24 protein-coding genes are annotated in these 25,044 nt (G+C 67.6%); 9 read left to right on the plus strand and 15 right to left on the minus strand.

What is annotated here, in order from left to right; translation table 11 throughout:
* Positions 1-1,026, plus strand: coding sequence for an inorganic phosphate transporter (locus JOF46_RS01920; RefSeq protein WP_342592333.1), 1,026 nt, complete (start codon positions 1-3; stop codon positions 1,024-1,026).
* 69 nt (positions 1,027-1,095) lie between these two features.
* Here JOF46_RS01920 and JOF46_RS01925 read toward each other — a convergent pair whose 3' ends face one another.
* The 5 genes from JOF46_RS01925 to pstS all read right to left on the minus strand — a co-directional run bounded on the left by JOF46_RS01925 (position 1,096) and on the right by pstS (position 6,599).
* Entirely contained in the window at positions 1,096-2,127 is a 1,032-nt protein-coding gene (locus JOF46_RS01925) for an Ldh family oxidoreductase (protein WP_209905778.1), read from the minus strand.
* A gap of 291 nt (positions 2,128-2,418) precedes the next feature.
* Positions 2,419-3,198 carry a phosphate ABC transporter ATP-binding protein PstB gene (pstB, locus tag JOF46_RS01930; protein WP_209905779.1) on the minus strand — a complete coding sequence of 260 codons (780 nt, stop codon included), beginning with the start codon at positions 3,196-3,198 and terminating at the stop codon, positions 2,419-2,421.
* Between the two features lie 51 nt (positions 3,199-3,249).
* Complete coding sequence (gene pstA, locus JOF46_RS01935; RefSeq protein ID WP_209905780.1) at positions 3,250-4,401, minus strand: phosphate ABC transporter permease PstA; 1,152 nt, start codon at positions 4,399-4,401, stop codon at positions 3,250-3,252.
* Positions 4,401-5,333, minus strand: a complete 933-nt coding sequence (gene pstC, locus JOF46_RS01940; protein WP_209905781.1) for a phosphate ABC transporter permease subunit PstC — start codon at positions 5,331-5,333, stop codon at positions 4,401-4,403. Before pstC ends, pstA begins: the two co-directional genes overlap by 1 nt.
* A 150-nt stretch (positions 5,334-5,483) precedes the next feature.
* The gene (pstS, locus tag JOF46_RS01945; protein WP_209905782.1) at positions 5,484-6,599 is read right to left on the minus strand and encodes a phosphate ABC transporter substrate-binding protein PstS; all 1,116 of its coding nucleotides are present in this window, start codon (positions 6,597-6,599) and stop codon (positions 5,484-5,486) included.
* Between the two features lie 226 nt (positions 6,600-6,825).
* On the opposite strand from pstS, the gene JOF46_RS01950 reads away from it, so the two are divergent.
* The 3 genes from JOF46_RS01950 to disA all read left to right on the plus strand — a co-directional run bounded on the left by JOF46_RS01950 (position 6,826) and on the right by disA (position 10,596).
* On the plus strand, positions 6,826-7,953 hold the full coding sequence (locus JOF46_RS01950; protein WP_209905783.1) for an FUSC family protein: 1,128 nt from the start codon (positions 6,826-6,828) through the stop codon (positions 7,951-7,953).
* 56 nt (positions 7,954-8,009) lie between these two features.
* The gene (gene radA, locus JOF46_RS01955; RefSeq protein ID WP_209905784.1) at positions 8,010-9,401 is read left to right on the plus strand and encodes a DNA repair protein RadA; all 1,392 of its coding nucleotides are present in this window, start codon (positions 8,010-8,012) and stop codon (positions 9,399-9,401) included.
* Positions 9,402-9,519: 118 nt separating this feature from the next.
* Complete coding sequence (gene disA / locus JOF46_RS01960) at positions 9,520-10,596, plus strand: DNA integrity scanning diadenylate cyclase DisA (RefSeq protein ID WP_209905785.1); 1,077 nt, start codon at positions 9,520-9,522, stop codon at positions 10,594-10,596.
* A 25-nt stretch (positions 10,597-10,621) separates the two neighbouring features.
* On the opposite strand, the gene JOF46_RS01965 is transcribed toward disA, so the two are convergent.
* Positions 10,622-11,251 (minus strand): hypothetical protein, encoded by a 630-nt coding sequence (locus tag JOF46_RS01965; RefSeq protein WP_209905786.1) that lies wholly within the window; start codon positions 11,249-11,251, stop codon positions 10,622-10,624.
* 103 nt (positions 11,252-11,354) lie between these two features.
* Between JOF46_RS01965 and JOF46_RS01970 the strand changes: the two genes are divergently transcribed.
* Positions 11,355-12,350 carry an A/G-specific adenine glycosylase gene (locus JOF46_RS01970; protein ID WP_209905787.1) on the plus strand — a complete coding sequence of 332 codons (996 nt, stop codon included), beginning with the start codon at positions 11,355-11,357 and terminating at the stop codon, positions 12,348-12,350.
* Between the two features lie 18 nt (positions 12,351-12,368).
* Here the strand turns inward: JOF46_RS01970 and JOF46_RS01975 are convergent, their stop codons facing one another.
* Positions 12,369-13,175: an oxepin-CoA hydrolase, alternative type gene (locus JOF46_RS01975; protein WP_209905788.1), complete on the minus strand. Its 807-nt coding sequence runs from the start codon at positions 13,173-13,175 to the stop codon at positions 12,369-12,371.
* Positions 13,176-13,481: 306 nt separating this feature from the next.
* On the opposite strand from JOF46_RS01975, the gene JOF46_RS01980 reads away from it, so the two are divergent.
* Genes JOF46_RS01980 through JOF46_RS01995 form a run of 4 tightly spaced genes read left to right on the plus strand, consistent with a single transcriptional unit; the run spans position 13,482 to position 16,680 of the window.
* Positions 13,482-14,135 carry a histidine phosphatase family protein gene (locus JOF46_RS01980; RefSeq protein ID WP_209905789.1) on the plus strand — a complete coding sequence of 218 codons (654 nt, stop codon included), beginning with the start codon at positions 13,482-13,484 and terminating at the stop codon, positions 14,133-14,135.
* A 50-nt stretch (positions 14,136-14,185) separates the two neighbouring features.
* Positions 14,186-14,944 carry an SDR family oxidoreductase gene (locus JOF46_RS01985; protein ID WP_209905790.1) on the plus strand — a complete coding sequence of 253 codons (759 nt, stop codon included), beginning with the start codon at positions 14,186-14,188 and terminating at the stop codon, positions 14,942-14,944.
* Positions 14,941-15,426, plus strand: a complete 486-nt coding sequence (locus JOF46_RS01990; protein WP_209905791.1) for a MaoC family dehydratase — start codon at positions 14,941-14,943, stop codon at positions 15,424-15,426. Before JOF46_RS01985 ends, JOF46_RS01990 begins: the two co-directional genes overlap by 4 nt.
* A 51-nt stretch (positions 15,427-15,477) precedes the next feature.
* The gene (locus tag JOF46_RS01995) at positions 15,478-16,680 is read left to right on the plus strand and encodes an acetyl-CoA C-acyltransferase (RefSeq protein ID WP_209905792.1); all 1,203 of its coding nucleotides are present in this window, start codon (positions 15,478-15,480) and stop codon (positions 16,678-16,680) included.
* Between the two features lie 84 nt (positions 16,681-16,764).
* Here the strand turns inward: JOF46_RS01995 and JOF46_RS02000 are convergent, their stop codons facing one another.
* The 8 genes from JOF46_RS02000 to JOF46_RS02035 form a co-directional block, all read right to left on the minus strand.
* Complete coding sequence (locus JOF46_RS02000; RefSeq protein ID WP_209905793.1) at positions 16,765-17,352, minus strand: NIPSNAP family protein; 588 nt, start codon at positions 17,350-17,352, stop codon at positions 16,765-16,767.
* A 58-nt stretch (positions 17,353-17,410) separates the two neighbouring features.
* On the minus strand, positions 17,411-17,812 hold the full coding sequence (locus tag JOF46_RS02005) for a GlcG/HbpS family heme-binding protein (protein WP_209905794.1): 402 nt from the start codon (positions 17,810-17,812) through the stop codon (positions 17,411-17,413).
* A complete protein-coding gene (locus JOF46_RS02010) occupies positions 17,809-18,180 on the minus strand; it encodes a DUF4286 family protein (protein ID WP_209905795.1) in 372 nt (123 codons plus the stop codon). Before JOF46_RS02010 ends, JOF46_RS02005 begins: the two co-directional genes overlap by 4 nt.
* Positions 18,181-18,214: 34 nt before the next feature.
* Positions 18,215-19,867: an amidase gene (locus JOF46_RS02015; protein ID WP_209905796.1), complete on the minus strand. Its 1,653-nt coding sequence runs from the start codon at positions 19,865-19,867 to the stop codon at positions 18,215-18,217.
* A gap of 125 nt (positions 19,868-19,992) precedes the next feature.
* Positions 19,993-21,210 carry a cytochrome P450 gene (locus tag JOF46_RS02020; RefSeq protein WP_209905797.1) on the minus strand — a complete coding sequence of 406 codons (1,218 nt, stop codon included), beginning with the start codon at positions 21,208-21,210 and terminating at the stop codon, positions 19,993-19,995.
* A 14-nt stretch (positions 21,211-21,224) separates the two neighbouring features.
* Complete coding sequence (locus JOF46_RS02025) at positions 21,225-22,241, minus strand: PDR/VanB family oxidoreductase (RefSeq protein WP_209905798.1); 1,017 nt, start codon at positions 22,239-22,241, stop codon at positions 21,225-21,227.
* A 182-nt stretch (positions 22,242-22,423) separates the two neighbouring features.
* Positions 22,424-23,665, minus strand: coding sequence for an acyl-CoA dehydrogenase family protein (locus tag JOF46_RS02030; RefSeq protein WP_209905799.1), 1,242 nt, complete (start codon positions 23,663-23,665; stop codon positions 22,424-22,426).
* Positions 23,666-23,726: 61 nt separating this feature from the next.
* The gene (locus tag JOF46_RS02035; RefSeq protein ID WP_209905800.1) at positions 23,727-24,842 is read right to left on the minus strand and encodes an ABC transporter substrate-binding protein; all 1,116 of its coding nucleotides are present in this window, start codon (positions 24,840-24,842) and stop codon (positions 23,727-23,729) included.
* Between the last annotated feature and the right edge of the window lie 202 nt (positions 24,843-25,044).

Genomic DNA, 25,044 nt, shown 5'->3' on the forward strand with positions numbered 1-25,044 from the left:
GTGGTGACCGGCCAATCCTTCATGATGTTCGTGGTGCTGTTGTGCACCTGCGCCTTCGCGTTCCTCAACGGCTTCCGCGACGCCTCGAACTCGGTCGCCGTCGCGGTGCGCAACCGGGCGCTGACCCCCACCTACGCGGTCCTGGTCGCGGCGCTCTTCACCTTCGCGGGCACCATGCTTTCGACCAGTTTCGGGGTCTATCTGGTCTCCGCGGTGGAGCTGAACGTCCCGACCGGGATCCCGGGCCTGGCCCTGCTGCTTTCCGCGTTGCTGGCGAGCGGCGCCTGGGCGCTGCTGTGCTGGTGGCGCGGGTTGCCGGTGTCCTCCACGCATTCGCTGATCGCGGCGCTTGCCGGGGCCTCCGGCGCCTCCGCGCTGTTGGGCAACGACGGCGTGCATGACGCCTGGCGGATGCTGGCCGGCGGGGTGCTGCTGCCGCTGGTCTTCACCCCGGTCTTCGCCTTTGCCGTCTCCTACGCCCTGGTCATCCCCGTCACCTGGCTGGTGCGCCACTCCACGGCCTCCGACGTCAACGGCGTGTCCCGTGCCGGCCAGGCCATTGCGGCGTGCGCGGTGGCCCTGGGCAACGGGCTGCAGGACGGCCAGCGCACCGGAGCCTTCCTGACCCTGGCCCTGGTGACCGCCGGCGCGGCCGAACCCGGGTCCATCATGCTCGGCCCGCAGCTGCTCGGTGCCAGCTGCCTGGCCGCGGGCGTCCTCTTTGGCGGCTGGCGGATCGCCCACACCCTTGCCTACCGTCTGGTCAACATGGACCCGCTGCGCGGAATGGTCGCCCAGTCGGTCTCCGCCGCCATGCTCTTCCTCGGCGCCATGCTGATCCACCTGCCGATCTCCACCACCCAGGCGGTCACCAGCTCGATCGTCGGGGCCGGCACCAACCAGCGCTTCGAGTCCGTGACCTGGCGGCACGTGAACCGCATCCTGCGGCACTGGGTCGCCACCCCGATGGTCTGCGCCCTGGTGGGCGGGATCCTGTACCTGGCCATGCACCCGCTGGTGAGCTGACCGGCAAGCGCACGGCGCACTGTGGGCAACGGCCCTTGGGCCGTTGCACTTGGTTGTTGACGTTGGTTGTCAGTGCCCCTGGACGGCCCCGGGCATCGCCAGCTTCAGTTCCCGGGCGATCCGCCCCAGTTCAGACCAGGTCCTGGCATTGACCTCCACCGGGTGGCCGGCGGGGTAGCTGTCCCCCACCGAGGGGCCTTCGCCCGGCACCCGGATGGGTCCGTTGCCGTCCTCCGGCTCGCCGGATTTCACATGGGCAATGAACTCCTCGACCTGCGCGGTGAATTCGTGCAGCTCGCGCAATTGCGCCACGTCTATCGCGATGACCAGGGTGCCCTGGTGGTCCGCCGTCTTCCGCTCCGAGACGGTCTCGGAACCCGTCAGCGCGCCGCCCAGGGCCTCGACCAGCAGCGCCAGCCCGAAGCCCTTGAACCCGCCGAAGGGCTTGAGCAGCCCCTCGGGGGTCACCCACTGCCCGGACAGCTCCGTGCCGCGGTCGCGTTCCTCGGCCAGCCGGCCGCCGGCCACCGTGCTGGTGGCAAAGTCGATGACCAGGTGCGGAGCACTGCTGCGCGGGACCCCGGCGGCAATCGGGTTGGTGGACAGCCGCGCCCGGGTGCCGCCCGGCGGCACCACGACCTGCCCGGCCCCGTTGTTGTTCCCGAACAGCAGGGTCGCCACCCCGGCGTTGGCCGCTTCCTCGCAGAAGGGCGCAAACCGCCCCGCATACTCGCTGTTGCGCACCGCGACCGCGGCGATCCCGTGGGCCTTGGCACGGGCCACGGCCAGCGCCGTGGCATCGCGCAGCGCAAAGTGCCCGTAGGTGCCGTTGCCGTTCATGCGCACCAGGGAGCCGGTGTCCAGCTCGATCGAGGCCCGCGCCCCGGGCTGCGCGAATCCCTTCAGCGCCCGGTCGACGTACTCGGGAAGCCTGCGCATGCCGTGCGAGGGGTGGTTGGCCAGCTCCGAGGCGATCAACTGGTCCGCCATGTAGGCGGCGTCCGTCCCGGATGCCCCGACCGCGGCCATGGCCTGCACGACGAATCCGTGCAGGTCTCCCGCCCGGCTTCTCTGGTGCACCGTTGCGGTTTCTTCGCTCACGTTGTTTCCTTCTGTGGGGGGGTGTGCTGGCTCCCCACCATACCGACGGCAAGCACCCTCCGTGGCCAGGCCCGCTGGCGCGGCGCACCCGCCCGGTCGTCCCCCAGGCAAAACGGGAACCGATGTTAAACGAGGCAACGGCGGAGGAATGCGCAAGACTCGTGCGCATTCCTCCGCCGTCGCGATCCCCCTCCAGGGATCCCCGGAAGATCCCCCTTCCGGTACCGCCACCACGACCTGTTCGGTCATGCCGGCGAATTCTGGTGTTGCGTGTTTTCCCTTGGGCGGGAATTATCCGAAGCGGCCCGAGACGTAGTCCTCGGTGGCCTTGACCGACGGGTTGGAGAAGATCGTGGCGGTTTCCGCGTATTCGATCAGCTTGCCCGGCTTGCCGGTTCCGGCGATGTTGAAGAACGCTGTCTTGTCGCTCACGCGCGCGGCCTGCTGCATGTTGTGCGTCACGATCACCACGGTGAACTCGCTCTTGAGCTCGTTGATCAAATCCTCGATGGCCAGGGTGGAGATCGGGTCCAGGGCCGAGCACGGCTCGTCCATCAGGATCACCTGGGGCTTCACGGCGATGGTGCGGGCGATGCACAGGCGTTGCTGCTGCCCGCCGGAGAGGCCCGATCCGGGCTTGTCCAGGCGGTCCTTGACCTCGTTCCAGAGGTTGGCCCCGCGCAGCGACTTCTCAACCAGCGAGTCCGCATCGGACCTGGAGATCTTCTTGCCGTTGAGCTTCACCCCGGCCAGCACGTTGTCCTTGATGGACATGGTCGGGAACGGGTTGGGGCGCTGGAAGACCATGCCGATCTGGCTGCGGACCGTCACCGGGTCGACGCCGGACTCGTAGAGGTTGTCCCCGTCCAGCAGCACCTCGCCCTCGACGCGGCCACCGGGGATGACCTCGTGCATGCGGTTCAGGGTGCGTAGGAAGGTGGACTTTCCGCAGCCCGAGGGGCCGATGAACGCGGTGACGGACTTGGCTTCGATTTCGATGTTGACATCTTCAACGGCCAGGAACTTGGAGTAGTAGACGTTGAGGTCTTTGACGTCGATGCGCTTTGACATGGTGGTTGTTCCTTAGAAAGTTTTTTGGTGTCGGGTCCGGAGCCTAAAGGCTCAACGGCCCTTCTTGGGGGCGAACAGGCCGGCAACCAGGCGGGCGCCGAGGTTGAGCACCATGACCATGACGATCAGCAGCAGGGCCGCGGCCCAGGCACGCTGGATCGAGGGGTCCACGTTGGTCGGCGAGGTCGGGGTGAGGATCTGGTAGTAGATGAACGTCGGCAGCGTTGCCATCCAGTTGCCAAAGACGTTCACGTTGATGTTGTTCGCCAACCCGGCGGTGACCAGGATCGGTGCGGTCTCGCCGATGACGCGGGCGATGGCCAGGGTGACACCGGAGGCGATGCCGGAGATCGCCGTGGGAATGACGACCTTGGCGATGGTGCGCCACTTGCGCACGCCCAGCGCGTAGGCGGCCTCGCGCAATTCGTTCGGCACGATCTTGAGCATTTCCTCGGTGGAGCGGACCACCGTGGGGATCATCAGCACGCTCAAGGCAACCGCGGCGACGATGCCCATCCGGGCGGTCGGGCCCAGCAGCACCGCGAACAGCGCGGTGGCGAACAGGCCGGCGACGATCGAGGGAATGCCTGTCATCACGTCCACGAAGAAGGTGATGGCGCGGGCCAGCGGCCCGTTCTTGCCGTATTCAACCAGGTAGATGGCGGTCAGCATGCCCACGGGCACCGAGATGACCGTCGACCACAGGGTGATCAGCAGCGTGCCGATGACCGCGTGGTAGGCCCCGCCGAGCACCGGGGTGCCGTTTTCGACGCTGGCGTTGTCGACCGCGCCGGTGATCCCGTTCATGGAGTGGAACAGGAAGTGCGTGTTGATGCCCGGCAGTCCCTTTTGCAGCACCGTGAACAGCACGGAAGCCAAGGGGATCAGCGCCAGCAGGAAGGCGGCGTAGACCAGGTTGGTGGCCAGTGCGTTGCGGCCCTGGCGCGGGCCCTCCACCAGCGTGGTGATGACGGTGGAGGCGATGACGAAGATGATGGCCGTGTAGATGGCCAGGGTGGCCACCGAGAAGCCGCCAAGCGTGGAGGCCGCGGCCCCCAGGATCAGCGAGGCGGCGGCGATCCCCGGCACAGCCCAGCGGGGCAGGTGGCCCTTGGCCAGGGAGTTGCGCTTGCGGGCAACCGGCGGCGGGTTCTGCAGGTTGCGCGAATCGTTCGGGGTCTTGCGCGTGGTTGTGGCACTCATCAGTTGGCTCCCGAGAATTCCTTGTGGCGGGCGATGATGGCCCGGGCGATGAGGTTGACCACCAGGGTGATCACGAACAGCACCAGGCCGGCGGCGATCAGCTCGGCCAGGCGCAGGCCGAAGGCCTCGGGGAAGTTCAGTGCGATCTCCGCGGCGATGGTCTGGTTGCCGGACTTGATCAGCGACGGGATCAACCCGCCGGTGGACAGCACCAGTGCCACGGCCATGGTCTCGCCCAGGGCGCGGCCCAGGCCAAGCATGACGGCGGAGATGATGCCGGGGCGCGCGAAGGGCAGCACCGACATGGTGATCATTTCCCAGCGCGTGGCACCCAGCGCGAGCGCGGCTTCCTCATGCAGCTTCGGGGTCTGCAGGAAGATCTCGCGGCTCAGCGAGGTGATGATCGGAAGGACCATCACCGCGAGCACGATGCCGGCGGTGAGGATGGTCTTGCCGGTCTGCGATGCGGGGCCGGCGAAGAGCGGGATGAAGCCGAGGTTCGCGGCGAGCCACTGGAAGGTGGGCACCAGGGCGGGGGCCAGGACCAGGTAGCCCCAGGCGCCGTAGATGACCGAGGGGATTGCGGCGAGCAGGTCGATGACGTAGCCCAGGCCCGCTGCCAGCTTGCGCGGGGCGTAGTGCGAGATGAACAGGGCCACCGCGATGCCCACCGGGGTGGCGATCAGCAGGGCAATGGCCGCGGCGATCACGGTGCCGACGACGATCGGGAAGATGTAGCTGGCAAATCCTTCGCCGCCGGTGATCAGCGTCGGGTCGGCGGTGAAGGTGGGCAGCGCCTGGATGAACAGGAAGATCGCCACCGCAAGCAGCGTTGCGAGGATCAGGATGCCTGCGCCGAGCGCGGCACCGGAGAATACCTTGTCTCCGGCTTGTCCCTTGGATCCGTTGCGCCGAAGCGCGTTGGTAGTCATATGGGTGAGCCTTTGGAATTCGTGCAAACGGTTTCAGGGGGATCGGGTGGCCGTCTGCGCTGGGATGTGTGGAGGGGGGTAGGTGTGATGCTACTGCGCCGGCCGGGGAATATCGATGGATCGACGTTCCCCGGCCGGCGGGGGTGAAAGCTAGGAGCCGACCTTGATGGAGTCGATCGACTTGATGGCCGCTTCGCTCATCTTGGCAGAGAGCGGTGCGTTTCCGGCGGAGGCCGCGGCTTCCTTCTGTCCGGCCTCGGAGAGCACGTACTCGCCGAAGCTCTTGACCAGGTCGACCGTGGCCTGGTCCTTGTAGCTGGAGCAGAACACGTGGTACGAGACCAGGATGATCGGGTAGGACCCGGATTCGGTGGTGTCGCGCTTCAGGTCCAGGGACATGTCCAGTGCGCCGCGGCCTTCGACCGGGGTGGCTGCCTCGACGCCCTTGGCTGCTGCCTCGGAGGAGATCTTGGTGAAGTCCTCGCCGACCTTCACGTTCACGGTGCCCAGCTTGCCCACGGCCGAGTGGTCGGCGTAGGTGATGGCGCCTTCGGTGCCGGTGGTCGTTGCCACGACACCCGAGGTGCCCTTGGCGTTTTCGCTGGCCAGGTCCTTGGGCCAGTCGCCGGAGACCTCGTAGGTCCACACGTCCTTTGCCGCGACCGCAAGGTAGTCGACGAAGTTCTCGGTGGTGCCGGACTCGTCGTTGCGGTGCACCACGGTGATGGCGGTGTCCGGGAGGGCGATGCCTTCGTTCATGGCGGCGATGGCCGGGTCGTTCCACTTGGTGATTTCGAGCTTGAAGATCTTCGCGATGGTGGCCGCGTCAAGGTTCAGCGTCTCGATGCCCGGCAGGTTGAAGGCAACCGCGATCGGGGAAACGTATGCCGGGACGTTGAAGGCGCCTTCGGGGCCGCAGACCTGCTTCGAGGATTCGATTTCCTCGGCCTTCAGGTAGGCGTCGGAGCCTGCGAACTGTGCGCCGCCGGCCAGGAATGCCTTGCGGCCCGCGCCGGAGCCGTCCGGGGAGTACTGGACCATGGTGCCGGGGTTGGCGGCTTCGAAGCCGGCCTTCCAGGCTTCCATGGCGGACTTCTGCGAGGATGCGCCGGAGCCGGTCAACGTTCCGGTTACCGCAGCGGCGGAGCCGCCGGTCGAGGCAGCCGTGCCGGCCGTTGCGGTCGGGCTGTCCGAACCGCAAGCGGTCAGGGCCAGGGCGGCGACGGTAAGAACAGCAGCCGCGCTGCCAATGCGATGAAGCTTCACGAGTTATCCTCTTTCAAATGCCTGTCAATGACGAAACGTGTCGTCCTGGTTTGTTCCCAAGGATGCGCATGCCGGCACATCGCTTCAATACGAAGTTAGGCCCCGGAGGTAACCAGCTGTTGCGATGAAGGTGAACGCAGGGTGAACAGCTACGCGCCAGGCCCGTGTTTCGGGTCACAATTGGCGCTTTGCCGCCGCGCGCGAAACACGTGACAGACTGTTCTCCATGGGTATCGGATCATCGGCGGGCGGCACGTGGACGTTCATCAAGCGCCGCTACCGCGTGGGCATGCGCCGCGCCGGCGCCTCGTTCCCCAAAATCATCCAAATGACAGTTTCGGCGGTGCTTGCCTACTGGATCGCCGAACGCCTGCTGGGCCACGACGCCCCGATCTTCGCTGCAACCAGCGGGCTGCTGGCCCTGGGTTTCGGAACCCAGACCACGGTGCGCCGCACCCTCGAGGTAGCCATTGGCTGCACCCTGGGCGTGGCGGTCGGCGACCTGCTGCTGACCCTGCTGGGAAGCGGGCTGTGGCAGGCCGGCCTGGTGCTCTTCCTGTCCCTGATGATCGCCAGGTTCCTTGATTCCGGTCCCATCTTCACCACCCAGCTGGGCCTGCAGTCGGTGCTGGTGGTGTTGCTGCCCATCGGTGCCGCCGGCCCCTTCAGCCGTTCGCTGGATGCGGTCGTCGGCTCGCTGTGCGGCCTGCTGATCCTGATGGTCTTTCCCCGTGACCCGCGCCGCACCCCGATGGCCGAGCTTGGCAAGCTCCTGGGCGAGCTCTCCGGGGTGCTGCAGGAGTGCGGGCGCGCGGTCAGCACCTCGGATTCCACGCTCGCATTCCACGCGCTGGTCCGGGCCCGCGGCACCCAGAAGCTGATGGACTCGCTGCCCGCGGCACTGAACCTGGCCCGCGAGGTCGCCACCCTGGCCCCGGCGCACCGGCGGCACCGGCAGGACCTGGAGCGGTTGAGGATCGCCGCGGACAAGACCGACCTGGCAGTGCGCAACTCCCGGGTCCTGGCCCGCCGGCTGACCACGGTGATCAACCACGGTGCACTGACCGACCGCGGGGTCGAGGCGGTGTCCGGGCTGCTCACCGAGCTTTCCGAGGCCGTCGATGCCTTCGGCTATGCCGTGCTGGAACCCAACGAATCCGGGTACCGGAGGGCCGTGGGACGCGCCAAGCGCGAGCTCGCCGAATGCGCTGCCCGGCTCGATCCCAAGTCCCTGCAGGTCAGCGGCATGCAGGGCGAGGGCATGGTGCTGCTGTTGCGTCCGCTGGTCGTCGACCTGCTCGAGGCCACCGGAACCAGCCACGAGGACGCCGTCGCCCTGATGCCGCGCCTGTAGCGAAAACAGTCCCAGGCTCAACCAAAACGTCGGTGCCGGGCACTAGCATCAAGCACATGGCTAAGAACCCCCGCTCCAGGAACACACCCGCATACCGTTGCGCGGAATGCGGGTGGAGCGCGGTGAAATGGGTGGGCCGTTGCGGCGAATGCCAGGCCTGGGGCACCGTGGAGGAAATGGGCGCTGTCTCGGCCAAGACCACCGTGGCCACCACCATCGCCACCCCTGCCCAGCCCATCGGCGAGGTCGATGCCACCGCGGCTTCCTACCGCGCCTCCGGGGTGGACGAGCTTGACCGGGTGCTCGGCGGCGGGCTGGTGCCCGGAGCCGTCATCCTGCTGGCCGGGGAGCCAGGGGTGGGCAAGTCCACGCTGCTGCTGGACGTCGCGGCGCGCGCCGCGCGCACCGGCCGCAAGGTCCTGTACATCACCGGCGAGGAATCCGCCGCCCAGGTCAAGGTGCGGGCCGAACGCATCGACGCGATGGCCGAGACCCTGTACCTGACCGCCGAGACCGACCTGGGCATCGCGCTGGGCCAGGTGGAAAAAATCGACCCGGAACTGTTGATCATCGACTCCGTGCAGACCCTGGCCTCCTCCGAGGTCGACGGGACCGCCGGGGGCATCTCCCAGGTCCGCGAGGTCGCGGCCTCCCTGATCAACGCCGCCAAGCGCCGGAACATGACAGCCATCCTGGTCGGGCACGTCACCAAGGACGGCTCCATCGCCGGGCCCCGGCTGCTGGAGCACCTGGTGGATGTGGTGTGCCAGTTCGACGGCGAGCGCCACTCCCGCCTGCGGCTGCTGCGCGCCCTGAAGAACCGTTACGGGCCCACCGACGAGGTCGGCTGCTTCGACTTGACCGAGGCGGGCATCGAGGGCCTTGCCGATCCCTCGGGGCTCTTTGTCACCCGCACCAAGGACCCTGTCCCCGGCACCTGCATCACCGTGACCCTCGAGGGCCGGCGTCCCCTGGTCGCGGAGGTGCAGACCCTGCTCTCGCGCGCGGCCAGCGCCATCCCGCGCCGGACCACCAGCGGCCTGGACGCCGCGCGCACCCAGATGATCCTGGCGGTGCTGCAGTCCCGGGCGCGCATGGAGCTGGGCGGGCTGGATTCCTACGTGGCCACGGTCGGCGGGGTCAAGCTCAGCGAACCGGCCACGGACCTGGCCACCGCCCTGGCACTGGCATCCTCCATGCACAACCACCCGCTGCCCCCGCAGTTCGTGGCCTTCGGGGAGGTCGGGCTGGCCGGGGAGGTGCGCCCGGTGCCGGAGATCGGCCGGCGGATCATCGAGGCCGAACGGCTCGGATTCCGCTACGCGATGGTCCCGGCATCCCCGCAGCCGCCAAAGAACATCCCCGACTCGATCAGGGTCTTCACGGTCTCCTCGGTGCATGAGGCCTTGGACATCGCCTTCGAGCAACGCGTCAAGACCGACTCCTGAGCGTGCCTTCGGTAACAAAGGGGTACCGAAGTGTCCCCGACCTGCCCCAAAGGGCGGGTCGGGGTCCGGCCTTGGCCATACGATAGGTAGTAGTCCCCCTGGAAGGAAATGGCCACCCATGTCGAAGAGCCCCGAAGATGCGCTGCGCGCCACGCTGGCCCGCGTTGCACCCGGAACGGAGCTGCGCGACGGGTTGGAGCGCATCCTGCGCGGACGCACCGGCGCACTGATCGTGCTGGGGCACGACCGGGTGGTCGATTCGATCTGCTCCGGCGGCTTCGACATCAGCATTGCCTTCTCCCCCACCAGGTTGCGCGAGCTGGCCAAGATGGACGGGGCGATCGTCTGCGACAAGGACGGTTCCAACATCCTGCGCGCCGGGGTGCAGCTGGTCCCGGACCACTCGATCCCCACCCAGGAATCGGGAACCCGGCACCGCACCGCCGAGCGCGTGGCCATCCAGACCGGCTTCCCGGTCGTCTCGGTCTCGCAGTCGATGCACATCATCGCCCTGTACGTGCAGGGCATCCGCTACCTGCTCGAGGGCTCCGAACCGGTGCTTGCCCGCGGCAACCAGGCCCTGGCCACCCTGGAACGCTACCGCTCGCGCCTCGACCAGGTCACCAGTGCGCTGTCCGCGGCGGAGATCGAGGCCGTCGTGACGGTCCGCGACGTCGCGGCGGTGCTGCAGCGCCAGGAAATGGTGCGCCGCATCTCCGAGGAGATCGCCCAGTACGTGCTGGAGCTCGGCGCCGATGGCCGGTTGCTCGCGCTGCAGCTCGACGAGCTTTCCGCGGGCCTTGGCCCGGGCTCGGACCTGCTGCTGAAGGACTACTCGAACCTGGGCCGCGAGGAACTGGACATCGAGGCGGCGCTGAAGAAGCTGCAGGGCCTTGATTCCACCGACCTGATCGACCTGGGCAAGTTCGCCGCCATCCTGGGCATCAGCCCCGGCATCGATTCGCTCGAGGCCGTCGTGGCACCCAAGGGACACCGGTTGCTGGCGGGCATCAAGTCGGTGCCGCGCGCGGTGGCCGACCGGCTGGTCAACAACTTCGGCGGCCTGCAGCGGCTGATGGCCGCCAACATCGAGGATTTGATGGCGGTGGACGGGATCGGCGAGCAGCGCGCCCGCACCGTGCGCGAGGGGCTCTCGCGCGTCGCCGAGTCCTCGCTGCTGGACCGCTTCCTCTAGACCGGGACGCCGGCCGGCCGCCGCGCTACTTCAGTTCGAACTTCGCGGTCTCGCTGCTCAGGTCCCCCAGTTTCGCGGTGAATCCGTACCAGCCGGGCCGCGGCTTGGCGCTGACGATTTTGCAGCCCGGTGCGCTGCGCACCCGGGTCCAGGTGAAGCGGGCGGTCTCGCTGGAGCCTGGCTTGATGGTGATTTCGGTGTCCATCGGATCCTGGACGCAGTCCGAGGTGGCGAAGATCCGGTCCGAGCCGCTCGTCACGGAAAACTCCTGCTGGCTGGTGCCCACATTGACCTTGCAGTCGAATTTCCCCTCGTTCTTGATGGTCATCACCAGCACCGGGTTCTGCGCCGGCCCGTGCGTGCCCTGGGCGGTGGAAGCACCGATCACCACGTCGCCCTCGAGGCAGTCTGTCGCTTCGTCGGAGGGTTCGGTGCCCGGCTCCTGGGAGGGCTGTGGCGAAGTGCTGCTTGTCCCGCCGGCCACCGGGTCGGTCCCGGTGGCGCCGGGATCCGCTGGCCGCAACATCGAGGCCATGCCGAATCCTGCCCACAACAAAAGCCCCGCGACAACCAGCAGGGAAATGAACACCGCGAGTCGACGACGCCGAAAAACCCGTGCGGAGGGACGGGTGGAACGGACCTGCTTTTGTGCCATGCCTCAAGGCTACGAAACCAATCGTTTTGATCCCGACTCCCACGCCGCCAGCTAGAGTGATATCGCCAGCATTCCCCTTCCAGCCAAAGGAATTCCCCTGACCGTGCCGCACCCCGACCTTCCGAGAATCCACCGTGAAATCAACGACTGGTATCTCTCCCACGCCCGCGACCTGCCGTGGCGCCGCGAGTCTGCCGGGGCGTGGGCCGTGATGGTCTCGGAGTTCATGCTGCAGCAGACCCCGGTGGTTCGGGTGCTCCCGGTGTGGGAGGCCTGGATTGAGCGCTGGCCCACCCCGGCCGCGCTGGCCGCCGAACAGGTCGCCGAGGCCGTCAAGGCCTGGGGCCGGCTGGGGTACCCGCGCCGGGCACTGCGCCTGCATGCCGCCGCCACCGTGATCGCCAACGAACATGGCGGCCAGGTCCCGGGCACCGAGGCGGAGCTGCTCGCCCTTCCCGGAATCGGCACCTACACCGCCGCGGCCATAGCGTGCTTCGCCTTCAAGGTCCCCACCGTGGTGGTGGACACCAACATCCGCCGGGTCCACGCCCGGCTGGTCAGCGGCAGGGCGTTGCCCGAGCAGAACCAGAACGCAGCCGAACTCGCACTGGCCGCACGCCTGCTTCCCGAATCCGGCCCCGGGAATCCTGAGGGCACGGCGCTGGCCAACGGCTGGAACATCGCGGTGATGGAGCTCGGCGCCCTGGTGTGCACGGCCCGTTCCCCGCGCTGCGAGGACTGCCCGGTGATCGAGAGCTGTGCCTGGATTGCCGCCGGGCGGCCCGAACCCCACTACAAGCCCAAGGGCCAGCCGTGGCACGGCACGGACCGGCAGGTGCGCGGGGCAATGATGGCGGTGCTGCGGCACTCCGCCGGCCCGGTGGACCGCTCCGAGCTGCTCGGGGTCCCCGACCTTGCGCTCGAGGGGCAGGACGCCCGACCGCTGAACCCGGCCCGCGAGGCCGAGCCCATCCACCAGGCGTGGGTCGGCCTGCACGCGCTGGAAGCCGGTGCCGAGCAACGCGAACGCGCCCTGGATTCCCTGCTGGCCGACGGCCTTGCACAGCATTCCGCCGCGGGCATCAGCCTGCCGCACTGATCCGTTCCGGGCGGCACGCTATGCGGTCGCCGTGCCGCGCAGCGACGTGAAGTCTGCATCGCGCCGACCCAGCACCGCCGCAATCCCCTCGGCTGCCTCGTCATCGCCCTGGCTGGCGACCATGGCATCGGCCTCGCGTTCCATCTGCTCCGCCAGGGTGTGCATGCGGGCGTCCCGGCACAGCCCAAGGATCCTTCCGGTGGCCCGTTCCGGCCCTGTGGCCAGCTGCCGGGCCAACTCGATCGCCTCGCCCACGGCATGCCCCTTCTCCACCAACGTCGTAACGACGCCCAGCTGGTGCATCCGCTCCGCGCCCTGGCGTTCACCCGTGAGGCACATGTGCGTCAGCGCCTGGCGCGGCATCGATTCGGCCAGCAACGCGGTGAGCCCGCCATCGGGGGTCAGCCCCGCCCTGATGTAGGAAGCGGCGAAGAACGCGTTGCGTGCGGCCACCAGCAGGTCCCCGGCGAGCGCAAGCGCCATGCCTGCACCGGTCGCCCCGCCTTCCACGGCCATGATGACGGGCTTGGGGCTTCTCCTGATGTCCAGGATTGTCTTGTGGAGCAGCTCGAGTCGCTCCCGGCGCACCTCGGGACCCCGCTCCCTGTTGGCGGCAAGTTCGTTGAGGTTGCCGCCGGAGCAGAAGAACCCGCCGGCGCCGGTGAATACGATGGCCCCCACGGTGCTGTCGGCGGCCGCCCGTGCCAGTTCCTTGCTGGCTGCACGGAAGAACTCCGGTCCTATCGCGTTGCGCAGCGAGGGGTTGTTGATGGCCAGCACCAGGACCGGGCCCTCGGTGCGGACCAGGAGAACATCGTTGTTCATGAGGCGGACTCCTGTCCAGGGTCGTTGAAGCACTTCGGGGTCGGGGACCACCCCCACGCGCGAAACGGCGCTACGGCCCCGGGCCGAGGTGATCATCATGCTAACCCACCGGGGGAAGCCAAGACCGCCACGCTTCCCCGCGCATGATCCACGGATCGCCCCCTCCCCGCCCTTGGCTTCGCACGGTGGTTGACCGGATGCTTCCTTCCCGCGATGCCAAGGATCCGGAAGGCAAGCCATGTCGTATACCCGTGATTACCACTTGGCACTGTGAACCAGGGCACGTTTTGGGCTAACGTCCAGAGCGTGAGCGTTCTTTATTTGATCCGTCACGGACAAGCATCCTTCGGGACAGACGATTACGATCGGCTGTCCCCCCGCGGCCTGGACCAGAGCCAGGTGCTGGGTACCCATTTGTTGCGCGCCGGCGCGACTCCCGCGCGCGTTGTTGCAGGCGACATGAAAAGGCAGCGCCAGACGGCGCAGGGCATCATCGATGCCGCCGACTGGTCCAACAACCTGGAAATCGATCCCGGATGGGACGAATTCAATGCCACCGAGGTGATCGACGCGTATCCCGAGGGCGACCCGAATGCCAAGAGCGATTCGCGTGCCTTCCAGCGCCTGCTCGAAAAGTCCTCCGCCCGCTGGGCCTCCGGGGAACACGACGCGGACTACCGGGAAACCTTCACCGCCTTCACCCGGCGCATCGATGAGGCGCTGGACCGCTCCATCGCGGACCTCGGCTCCGGCAAGAGCGCCGTGGTCGTCTCCAGCTCCGGGGTCGTGGCCTGGGTGGCCACCCGGCTGCTGAACGGCGGCTTCGACCAGTGGCTCGCACTGAACCGGGTCACCGTGAACTCCGGGGTCACCAAGATCGTTTTCGGTGCCTCGGGCAAGACCATGGTGACCTACAACGAGCACGGACACCTCCCCCACTCCTGGATCACCTACCGCTAGGGCGGCAAGGGCTTCGACTTCACTCCCGAGACAAGGAAACAGGTTTAACCATGACTGAAATCAAGCGCACGGCCATCGTCACCGGAGCAGGCCGCGGCATCGGCGCCGACATCGCCCGCCGCCTGGCCTCCGACGGATTCAACGTCGCGGCGATCGACCTCGACCAGAAGGGCCTCGATGCCCTCACCGCGGAGCTGACCGCGGCCGGCCACCGGGCCATCGGCATCGTCGCCGACATCTCCGACGAGGCGGCAGTCGACGCGGCCGTGGAGCGCACCGCCACCGAGCTGGGCGCACCGACCGTGGTGGTCAACAATGCGGGCATCATCCGCGACAACCTGCTGTTCAAGATGTCGGTCTCCGACTGGGACCTGGTCATGAACGTGCACCTGCGCGGCTCCTTCCTGGTCTCCCGCGCCGCCCAGAAGCACATGGTCGAAGCCAAGTGGGGCCGCATCGTGAACCTCTCGAGCACCTCGGCGCTGGGCAACCGCGGCCAGGCCAACTACTCGGCCGCCAAGGCCGGCCTGCAGGGCTTCACCAAGACCCTGGCCCTGGAGCTTGGCCCGTTCGGCGTCACCGCCAACGCCATCGCACCGGGCTTCATCGAAACCGAGATGACCGCCTCCACCGCCGAGCGCATGGGCATCACCTTCGAGGAATTCACCTCCAAGGCCGCCGCCGCGATCCCGGTGCGCCGCACCGGAAAGCCCGCTGACATCGCCAACGCCGTGTCCTTCTTCGCCTCCGAGAACGCCGGTTTCGTCTCCGGCCAGGTGCTGTACGTGGCGGGCGGGCCGAAGGCATGAGGATCTTCAACGGCATCGACGAGTTCGAAAAACACGTCGGCGAGGAACTCGGCGTCACCGCATGGCGCACCATCACCCAGGAGGACATCGACGCGTTCGCCAAGGTGACCAACGACCACCAGTGGATCCACGTCGACACCGAGCGTGCCGCCTCCGGCCCGTTCGGCACCACCCTGGTGCACGGCTACATGACCCTGGCCCTGGTCTCCGGTTTCATGTTCGACACCTACCGCGTCGACGGGCTGTCCATGGGCGTGAACTACGGATCGAACAAGGTCCGCTACCCGGCCCCGGTCCTGGTCGGCTCGCGCGTGCGCGGCCGCATCAAGCTGGTCCAACTGGACCGGCAGGACGGCTGGGCCCAGTCCACCGTCCAGGTCACCGTCGAGCAGGAGCTCAACGGGGAGGCCAAGAAGCCCGGCTGCGTCGCCGAGGTCGTTTCCCGTCTCTACGAGGCCCCGGCCCCGGCAACGGGCAACTGACACAGGCGCCCGCAAACACCACCGATCCAGTTCCAATCCAAGGAGTCCGCCATGCCCAGAGCAGCCATCGTTGCAACCGCCCGCACACCCATCGGCAAGGCGTACCGCGGGGCCTTCAACAACACCACCGCTCCCGAACTTGCGGGGCACGCGATTGCCGCGGCGCTGGCCAAGACGGGAATCGACCCGGCCCTGGTCGAGGACGTCGTCCTGGGTGCCGCGGCGCAACAGGGCACCCAAAGCTTCAACCTGGCCCGGCAGGCCGCGCTGCGTGCGGGCCTGCCGGTCACGGTTCCCGGGCAGACCATCGACAGGCAGTGCTCCTCCGGGTTGATGGCCGTCGCGACCGCGGCCAAACAGATCCTCTTCGATTCCATGGACGTGGCCATCGGCGGCGGGGTCGAATCCATTTCACTGGTGCAGAACGAGCACTACAACAAGTACCGCAGCCGCGATCCCTGGCTCGAGGCCAACTTCCCCGGCACCTACATGCCCATGCTGCGCACCGCCGAGCTCGTGGCCGAACGCTATGGCATCGGCCGCGAGGCACAGGATGCGATGGGTGCGCAATCCCAGCGGCGGGCAGCCCAGGCCCAGGCGAGCGGCAGGTTCGATGACGAGATCACCCCTATCCGGGTGACCACGCTGAAGACCGACAAGGAAAGCGGCGAGGTCACCGAGTTCGAGCAGCTGGTCTCGGCGGACGAGGGCGTGCGCGCCGGAACCACCCTCGAAACCCTGGCCAAGCTCCGCACCGTCCTGCAGCCCGGGGAATTCACGGCGAACCCTACCGTGACCGCTGGCAACGCTTCCCAGCTGTCCGACGGTGCCTCGGCCAACGTGCTGATGAACAGCGACTACGCCGCGTCCCTGGGCCTGGCTCCGCTGGGCTACTACTGCGGCATCGCCGTGACCGGGTGCGAGCCCGACGAGATGGGCGTTGGTCCGGTCACCGCGATCCCGCGGCTGCTGAAGAACCACGGGCTCACCGTGGAGGACATCGGGGTGTGGGAGCTGAACGAGGCCTTCGCCTCGCAGGCCGCCTACTGCCGCGACTTCCTGGGGATCGATCCGGAGAAAATGAACGTCAACGGCGGGGCCATCGCCCTGGGCCACCCGTACGGGATGACCGGTTCGCGGGCCGTGGGCTCCGCGCTGCTCGAGGCCCGGCGCCGCGGCGAGCAATTCGTTGTCATCTCCATGTGCGTGGGCGGCGGCCAGGGTGCCGCCGGCCTCTTCGAGGTCGCCCGCTAGAGGCCCAAGCCCCGCAAGCCAACGCATTCCAGGCGGTTCCCGTCGGCAGCATGCCGAAGGGAGCCGCCTGGCTGTTTGCCCGCCCTATTGCAGCGGGGAGAACGTTGCGGGGGCCAGGAGCTTGAGAACCGTGGACAGCGGCTCCGGTCCCCCGGCCGGCAGCGCGGCCGGCGCACGGCGCTCCCCGTCGGAGTGCGCCCAGATCTGGACGATCCCGTTGGTCTGCCCGAATTCCAGGCGCCCCGCCAGCACCAGTTCGTCACTGCCGCTGCGTTCCTCGATCGCCTTCGACCAGGCCTCGCCCGCGGCCCGCAGGTCCGAGACCCTGAAGTAGTCGTAGCGGATCTCAAAGACCGGGCCGATGGCGGCAACGCCGCGGTGCTGGACGAAATCGAACGGGACGACCAGCTCCACCATCATCCGCTCAACGAAGGGGCCAGTCGCCGGAGGCCAGTTCGGGTGTTGCGCCGCCTGTGCGCGCCGCTCGGTGCGTTCGGCCAGGTCCCGGTAGGGCCACACGTGGATAACTTCGCTCTGCGGCGCAGACGTGGTGCGCCAGAATCCCGTCAGGGGCGAGTATGCCGCGCGGTCGACGTAGCCGGCGCCGAACCGCCGTTCGAACTCCTGCACATTCGCGGAGGCCACCTGGTAGGAACGAATCTCGTAAATCATGGGCATTTCCTATCCCTGTTGGTTGGACGGCTTCCCCCGTGCCGGGGGTCCGGAAAACCTATGGCAATAGCGCTGCGGCCCCGGCGGCCGCGCATTGCTCGTCCTGCTCGCCGGTGCCGCCGCCCACCCCGCAGGCCCCGGCCAACACGCCGTCAATGAAGATCGGCACGGCGCCCTTGGCGTAGAAGATGTGCCCGCCCTCGGCCTGGGCAATGCCGAGCATGATCGGCGAGGAGGCCCGCTCGGTGAGCAGGCCGCTGGGCTTGGCGAACGCGGCGGAGGCTACGGCCTTGCCCTGCGAGCCATAACCGGCGCCCCAGTGCCCGCCGTCCATCCGCCCGAAGGCCAGCAGGCGGCCACCGGCGTCGCAGACCGAGACGCTGATCCTGATGTCCAATTCCGTGGCCTTGTCGATGGCGCTTGCGATGGCGAGGTTTGCCTGGGCGAGGGTGAGTGTCATGAGGTGTCTTTCGGTTGGCGTGAAAAATGATCCAGGGATTCCGCAGACGCCTGGCCCATGGCCCGGAACATCGACAACGCGGAGTTGGCCAGATGTGGCTTGATCTTCGCCGCCCAGTCGCCCCGGGCGGATGCGGCCTTCCATTCCGGGGTCTGCGGCAGCTCCGGGGAGTTCACCCGGTAAAGCGTTGCGTAGCGCTGCATGCCGGTACTTGACCGTTCCAGGACGTAGCGCTGGACGCCCAGGACCCCGGGGACCTGGGCAATGAACGGCACGTGTTGCGTGTCGTAGATGCGGTTGAACTCGTCCTCGAACTCCTCGGGGATATCGAGCTGGACGAGCCACAGGTACTCGGGTTCTTCCTTCACAGGCCTTGCCTTTCGAAAGACGTTCGGGCACGTTTCACGGGAATTCCAGTGAAAACACGTTGGCCGGCGCCTCGGCATGGCCGTGGTCGCGCGGCAACCGATCCGCCATGGCCAGGGCGTGGGGCGCCCCTTCCAACAGCTGCGCGAACATCCGCCCATCGAGGTCCAACCCCGCCCGGGCGGCGGCCCACTGGCATGCTGCGCGCAGCGCAGGGTCCGGGTCCCCGGTGCCGGCGGCAGCCGGCCGGGGTCCTTCCACCGGCGGGGCCACGGCGCCGGCGGGCAGTTCGGCACGGCGCCGGTGCCACCCGGTCGCCGACTGGTAGGCATGGCCGATCCGCAGGATCGCTTCCTCGCCGAAGGGCCGGCCGAGGATCTGCATGCCCAGCGGCATCCCGCCCGCGCCGAAGCCGTTGGGCAGCGCAAGGACCGGCTGGCCGGTGACGTTGGCCGCGGCGTAAGGGTTCGCGTGTTTCCAGAACCCCAGCGGGTCATGTGCGGAAAAGGGCGGCGCCTCGCCCGCACAGGTGGTGATGAAGGCGTCGAAGCGCCGGTACAGGGGCTTCATTCCGGCGATCGCCCGCCGGTGTTCCCGGCCGGCCCGCACCAGGTCGTTGGCGCTGAACAGCACGGCCGGCAGCATCCGGCCCAGGATGTCGGCGCCGAAGTCCCCGGGACGCTCGGCCAGCGCGGCCTGGTGCACGTTGAGGATCTCGGTTTCCGCGATGACCGTCTTGATGTCGTTGTAGCCTTGCAGCGGCCCCATGGTGCAGTCCTCCACGACTGCGCCCAGTTCCACCAGCACGCACAGGGCGGCCTCCATGGCCCGGCGCTCTTCGGCGCTCGCGGAGGACTCCTCCTCCCACTGGTGGCGCAGCACCCCGATGCGCACCCCGCGCAGGTCCACGGTCAGGGCACCGCGGTAGTCGGGCAGGGTGCGGGCAACGCTCGCCGGGTCGCCGGGGTCGCGTCCCGCGATCCCCTGGAGCAGGATGGCGCAATCCATCACCGTCTTGCCCATGGGGCCGACGCGGTCGAAGGTGTGGGAGTGGGGGATCGTCCCGGACCGGCCCACCAGGCCGGGGGTCGGCATCAATCCGGTGATGCCGCAGCGGGAGGCCGGCACGCGGATCGAACCACCGGTGTCGGTGCCGATGCTTGCCGGCACCAGGCCCGCGGCGATCGCCGCGGCCGAACCGCTCGAGGAGCCCCCGGTGACCCGGGAAAGGTTCCACGGATTGCGTGCCGGAGGCCAGGGCGCATCGAACGAGGGCCCGCCGTGGGCCAGTTCGTGCATGGCCACCTTGCCCATCATCACGGCCCCGGCCTGTTTCAGCTTCGCGGCCACGCCCGCGTCCCGGTCCGGCACGTTGCTTGCCAGCACCCGTGAATGCCCGGTGGTCGGGATGCCGGCGGTGTTGATGCAGTCCTTGAGCGCAAAGGGGATGCCGTGCAGCGGGCCTCGATACTCCCCCGCGGCAATCTCTGATTCCGCCGCGTGTGCAGCATCGAGCGCCTGCTCGAAGGTCCGGGTGATGAACGAGTTGACCTGCGGCTCGAGCGCCTCGGCGCGGGCGACCAGGGCGCGGGCGTACTCGAGGGGAGAGAGCGCCCGTGAGCGGATCAGCTCCCCCGCCTGGGCAATGGTCAGCTGGTGAAGCTCGGTGGCTTGGATGGATGTTTCCAACCGCGCAACTCCTTGGTGTTTGGAATTCAACGAATCCCGGGCCGGAGGGGCACGGAAAAAACGGGAAGGCCGGCGCCGGGGGTCTGCTCCCCGGTACCGGCCTCCCGCAGTGCCTGGGGGTTTTCCTAGGCGAGGGTGATGCGCAGCGGCACGGCGCCCCAGCCGCGCAGCGCGTTGTTGTGGTGGTACTCGACCGGTGCTGCCAGCTCGATGCTTTCAACCAGCGGCACCAGCTTCTCCAGCAGGCAGGCCGCCTGCAGGCGGGCGGCGTGCTGGCCGACGCACTGGTGCACGCCCATGCCGAAGGCCAGGTGGCCCGAGGGATCGCGCGAGAGGTCGAACTTGTCCGGGTTCTCCCAGCGGCGGGGGTCGCGGTTGGCTGCGGCGAAGCTCAGCATGACCCTGGTGCCGGCCTTGATGAGTGTTCCGCCGATCTCCACGTCCTGGGCGGCCTTGCGGAACAGGTGCTGCACCGGGGAGATCCAGCGCAGGGACTCGTCGAAGGCCACGCGGGCCAGGCCCGGGTTTGCCTTCAACGCGGCCCACTGGTCCGGGTTGGTGGCCAGTGCGTAGAGCAGGCCGGTGATGCCGTAGACGGTGGTGTCCACGCCCGCGGAGAGCAGCGAGCGGGTGAGCAGCGGGGCAAAGTCGTGGGTGATGTCCCCGCGGTCAGCGGCGGCCCAGATGTCGGCACCGAAGCCCTCGGGCTTCAGCGAATCGCGCTGGCACGCGGCCGTGGCCCACTCGGCCAGGGCCGGGGCCTGGCATTCGCCGCTCTTGAACAGCTCGTTCTGCGGCCCGGCCCCGTTGAAGATGTGGTCGGCATAGGGAACGAGGTTCTCGCGTCCCTCGTCGGTGATGCCGGAGGCCTCCGGGAAGAAGTTCACCGGCATGACGGCTCCGATGTCGCGGAACCCGTCGATCTCCACCTGTGCGCCGGAAGGCTTGCCGGCCAGCAGCGGGTCAAGCACCGCGTCGGCGTATGAAAGGCAGGTGTCCTTCAACGCGCGCAGGGCACGCGAGGAGAGGATCTCCTGCAGCACCTCGCGCGGGGCGTCGTGCTCGGGCGGATCCATCTGCAACAGGCCGCGGGCGCGCCAAGGCTCGTTCAGGCCCACGCCGGACCCCGAGGTCAGCTCCTGCCAGTTTTCCAGCGAGCTGGCCAGTTCCTCGTGCCGCCCGATCGCGTAGACGTGGTACTTGGAGAGGTACACCACCGGGCCCGACTCGCGCAGGAGTTCCTGGAACGGCAACGGGTCTTCAAGGATTTCCTCCGAGAACGGGTCCTCGTTGAGTACCGGGACGGTTCCGTGGGGGGCTGGGCATTTTGCCGTTGTCGACATGGGGAGTACCTCTTCTATAGATCCAGCACAAGGCGATCGGAGATCGCGCGTGAGACACATACAAACATCCGGTCGTTCTTCGCACGCTCACCGTCGTTCAGCAGGGAGTCGCGGTGCTCGGGGGTGCCCTTGAGCACGCCGACCTCGCAGGTGCCGCAGACGCCCTCCATGCAGGAGGCGAGCACCGGAACCCCGGCGCAGGCCAGTGCGGAGAGCACCGTCTCGTCCGTCCCGACGGTGACGGTCTTCTTGGAGACCGCGAGTTCGAGCTCGAACGGCTCGGTGCGTACCGGTGCCTCCAGGGCTGCCGCAACAAAGCGTTCGAAGCGAACCGCCCAGGAGGGCCATGCCGCGGCGGCACCCGCCACCGCGTTCAACAGCGGTTCGGGACCGCAGCAGTACACGCGGCCGTCCTGCACCGGTTCCTTGAGGAAGCTCAGGTCCAGGTGGCCCATTTCATCCTGCGGCCAGACGGTGACGCGGTCGCCGTACTGTTCCAACTCGTCGAGGAACGCCATGGAGGCGCGCGTGCGGCCGCCATAGTGCAGGTGCCAGTCGATGCCGAGCGTATGGGCGGCCTTGATCATGGTCATGATCGGGGTGATCCCGATGCCGCCGGCAATGAAGTTGAACTTCTTGCCCTGGGTCAGGTGGAAGTTGTTGCGGGGGGTGCCCACGGTGATCATGTCACCGACGGCAAGCTTGTCGTGGATGTAGCGCGATCCGCCGCGGGAGTTGGGCTCGTTCAGCACCGCGACCTCGTAGGCGTGCGGGTCCCAGCGGTCCCCGCACAACGAGTAGTGCCGCGAGATGTTTCCCTCGTCCGAGGTCGGCAGCACCAATTCGATGTGTGATCCGGGCGTCCAGTCCGGCACGCGCGAGTTGTGCGGCTCTTCAAGCCGCAATCGCACGACGCCGTCGGCCAGCAGGTCCTTCCGTGCAACCCGGAGGGACTGGATACCAGGGCGGCCAATGGCGGGCCTGGTAGCCGAGGAAGAGTCGGCGGTGAGCGAATCGGCTTTTATAGGCATGCCACGATCATCCACTCTAAGTGTTGCTGTAATCAATCTCACACAGCATATCAAGGCGATAGCCACGTCGTGGAGGTCTCCCCCTTGACAGCTTTCACCCGCCGCGGCACCACCGGCCCATCCCCGGCCAGGCACGGCAATGTCCCCCGCCACGTGGCGTGGCGGGGGACATTGATTCCGGCTTAGGCGTTGGCGCGGGCCTCGCGGCGGGCACGCTGGCGCTTGAGCTCGCTGCGCGCCAGGGCGTTGAGGTGCACCTCATCGGGGCCGTCGGCGAAGCGCAGGCTGCGGGTGCCGGCGAACGCACCGGCCAGGAAGGTGTCCTGCGAGAGCCCCGCGGCGCCATGCACCTGGATGGCCTTGTCGAGGATCCACTCGACGGCCGCCGGGGTGGCGATCTTGATGGCCTGGATCTCTGTGTGGGCGCCCTTGTTGCCCACGGTGTCCATGAGCCATGCGGTCTTCATGACCATCAGGCGCAATTGCTCGACACGCACCCGGGACTCGGCGATCCAGGTGCGGACCACGCCCTGGTCGCTCAGCGGCTTGCCGAACGGAGTCCGCGTATCGGCACGCTCGCACATCATCGAGATGGCGCGCTCGGCCATCCCGATGGCACGCATGCAGTGGTGGATGCGTCCCGGGCCCAGGCGGGCCTGGGCGATGGCGAAGCCCTCGCCCTCCGAGCCGATGATGTTCGATACCGGGACCCGGACGTCCTTGAACTCGATCTCGGCATGGCCGCCATCGTAATGGTCCTCGTAGCCAAAGACCCTCATGGCCCGCTTGACCGTCAGCCCCGGGGTGTCGCGCGGAACCAGGATCTGGGACTGCTGCTTGTGGCGTTCCGCCGTCGGGTCGGTCTTGCCCATCACGATGAAGATCTTGCAATACGGGTTCATTGCCCCGGTGATGAACCACTTGGTGCCGTTGATGACGTACTCGTCGCCCTCACGCACGATCGAGGTCTCGACGTTCGTGGCATCCGAGGAGGCCACCGCCGGCTCGGTCATCGCGAAGGCGGAGCGGATCTCGCCGTTCAGCAGCGGCGTCAGCCACTTTTCCTTTTGCTCCTGCGTGCCGAACTGCGCCAGCAGCTCCATGTTTCCGGTGTCGGGGGCCGCGCAGTTAAGCGCGGCCGGGGCCAGCATCCGGCTGCGTCCGGTGATCTCGGCCAGCGGTGCGTATTGGACGTTGGTCAGCCCGGCACCCTCCTCGCCCGGGAGGAACAGGTTCCACAGCCCGCGGCTGCGGGCCTCGGCACGCAGCTTCAGCAGGGTCGGGGCCTGGGACCACGCGTACGGGTCTTCAAGGGATTCGAGCTCCTTGGCGTAGGCCTCCTCATTCGGATAGACGTGGCCGTACATGAAGTCGACGAGTTCCTTCTTCAGGAGCTCCGTCCGCTCATCAAGCGAAAAGTCCATTTACTTGTACTCCTTCAGCGATTCGAACCCGAGTTCAGTCAACAACGGCACGGTGCCGCCGCTACGCCCGCGCAAATTCGGGAACCAGGGTTTCAAAGGTGATGGCGCCCTTCTTGATGCTTCCGAAGCGCTCGGCGAGCGTGGCCATGTGCTCCACGGTTTCCTTTTTTGCCTTGAACATCGGCTGGAGCTTCGGCGCCATGACGGTGGTGTAGTGCTCGATGTAGGCCTGCGCAATTTCCGGTGCTTTGCCGCCCAGCGCGCTGGTGTTGAGCAGGTCGGCGGCCTCCTTCTTGTTCTTCTGGACCCACTGGTTGGCGTCCTCCTGGGTGTCCAGCCACTGCTTGACGAGGTCCGGCTGCTCCTGGGCCATTTCCTCGCGGACGGCGATCGCCAGCACGGCCTGGTTGCGCATCGTCTCCGGGACGTTCGGTTCGGCGAAGTCCAGCAGGATTTGGCCCCCGGTCTCCTTGGCGACATAGCGCGTGGAGGTCCACTGCACGGTGACGTACGCGTCAACGCGTTCCTTCTTCACGTTGGGGATGGCTTGGGCGGTGGTGCCGATCGCCAGCGTGGTGACATCGGAATACTTCATGCCCGCAAGTTCGAGGGCGAGCTTCAGCTGCAGGTCGCTGCCGGAACCCACGGACGTGACACCGACCTTCTTGCCCTTCAGCGAAGCCATCTTCTCCTCGAAGCTGGCGTCGGGACCGGGCCAGCTGATGCCCTTGCGGCCCACGATGCCGTAGGAGGTCTCCGCGGTGCGGAAACCAACCAGCACCGGGCGCTTGCCCTTGGAGCTGTTCGCGTGGGTCGCCATCAACAGCATCGTGTCGGCCGCCAACCCGTCGAGGGCACCGGCAACCATCAGCTGGAACGACTGGACGCCGCTTTGCGGGGTCAGGTGCTTGGGGACGTCCAGGCCGTGGTTGGCGTAGTCCTTGTTGGCCAGGTTGACGGTGTCCAGGAAGAACGCGTCACCGGGGAACGACCCGATCTCGAATTTCGTCAGGCCGCCGCTGCCTTCTGCGCTGCCGCCGCAGGCCGTCAGCAACGAGGCCGAACCAAGTGCAGCCGTGCCAAGCCCGACATACTTCAACAGCGAACGACGCGAGACGCCCCGGTCCAACAGACGCGGACCTGCGAAAAGCGATCCGCCGTTTTGTGACTCAAACATTACTGCTCCTAATGTGGTTGGTTCGTACTTGGTCGCCTCGGGCGTGGACGGGGGGTTCCCGCCGGGGAACTCAGCATTGCTTGCCTTCGGCCCGCGCGGGGCCCTGTGGCACCGCCTCAACCCCCGCCGGGCTCCTCGATGCGGGCAGGCCCGTCCGGGTTCCCGCGTTCACGTGGTTCGCGTCCACGGCACCGCGCGGCTT

The organism is Paeniglutamicibacter psychrophenolicus, assembly GCF_017876575.1.
In the GTDB taxonomy this organism is placed as follows: domain Bacteria; phylum Actinomycetota; class Actinomycetes; order Actinomycetales; family Micrococcaceae; genus Paeniglutamicibacter; species Paeniglutamicibacter psychrophenolicus.

Coding starts and splice junctions, on each gene's coding strand:
- JOF46_RS02000 (WP_209905793.1), bottom strand. CDS start 17,352: ATGATTTACGAGATTCGTTCCTACCAGGTGGCCTCCGCGAATGTGCAG.
- JOF46_RS02020 (WP_209905797.1), bottom strand. CDS start 21,210: ATGTCGACAACGGCAAAATGCCCAGCCCCCCACGGAACCGTCCCGGTA.
- JOF46_RS01995 (WP_209905792.1), top strand. CDS start 15,478: ATGCCCAGAGCAGCCATCGTTGCAACCGCCCGCACACCCATCGGCAAG.
- pstB (WP_209905779.1), bottom strand. CDS start 3,198: ATGTCAAAGCGCATCGACGTCAAAGACCTCAACGTCTACTACTCCAAG.
- disA (WP_209905785.1), top strand. CDS start 9,520: ATGTCGAAGAGCCCCGAAGATGCGCTGCGCGCCACGCTGGCCCGCGTT.
- radA (WP_209905784.1), top strand. CDS start 8,010: ATGGCTAAGAACCCCCGCTCCAGGAACACACCCGCATACCGTTGCGCG.
- JOF46_RS02035 (WP_209905800.1), bottom strand. CDS start 24,842: ATGTTTGAGTCACAAAACGGCGGATCGCTTTTCGCAGGTCCGCGTCTG.
- pstA (WP_209905780.1), bottom strand. CDS start 4,401: ATGAGTGCCACAACCACGCGCAAGACCCCGAACGATTCGCGCAACCTG.
- JOF46_RS01985 (WP_209905790.1), top strand. CDS start 14,186: ATGACTGAAATCAAGCGCACGGCCATCGTCACCGGAGCAGGCCGCGGC.
- JOF46_RS02025 (WP_209905798.1), bottom strand. CDS start 22,241: ATGCCTATAAAAGCCGATTCGCTCACCGCCGACTCTTCCTCGGCTACC.
- JOF46_RS02030 (WP_209905799.1), bottom strand. CDS start 23,665: ATGGACTTTTCGCTTGATGAGCGGACGGAGCTCCTGAAGAAGGAACTC.
- JOF46_RS01965 (WP_209905786.1), bottom strand. CDS start 11,251: ATGGCACAAAAGCAGGTCCGTTCCACCCGTCCCTCCGCACGGGTTTTT.
- JOF46_RS01975 (WP_209905788.1), bottom strand. CDS start 13,175: ATGAACAACGATGTTCTCCTGGTCCGCACCGAGGGCCCGGTCCTGGTG.
- JOF46_RS01990 (WP_209905791.1), top strand. CDS start 14,941: ATGAGGATCTTCAACGGCATCGACGAGTTCGAAAAACACGTCGGCGAG.
- JOF46_RS02005 (WP_209905794.1), bottom strand. CDS start 17,812: ATGACACTCACCCTCGCCCAGGCAAACCTCGCCATCGCAAGCGCCATC.
- JOF46_RS01950 (WP_209905783.1), top strand. CDS start 6,826: ATGGGTATCGGATCATCGGCGGGCGGCACGTGGACGTTCATCAAGCGC.
- pstC (WP_209905781.1), bottom strand. CDS start 5,333: ATGACTACCAACGCGCTTCGGCGCAACGGATCCAAGGGACAAGCCGGA.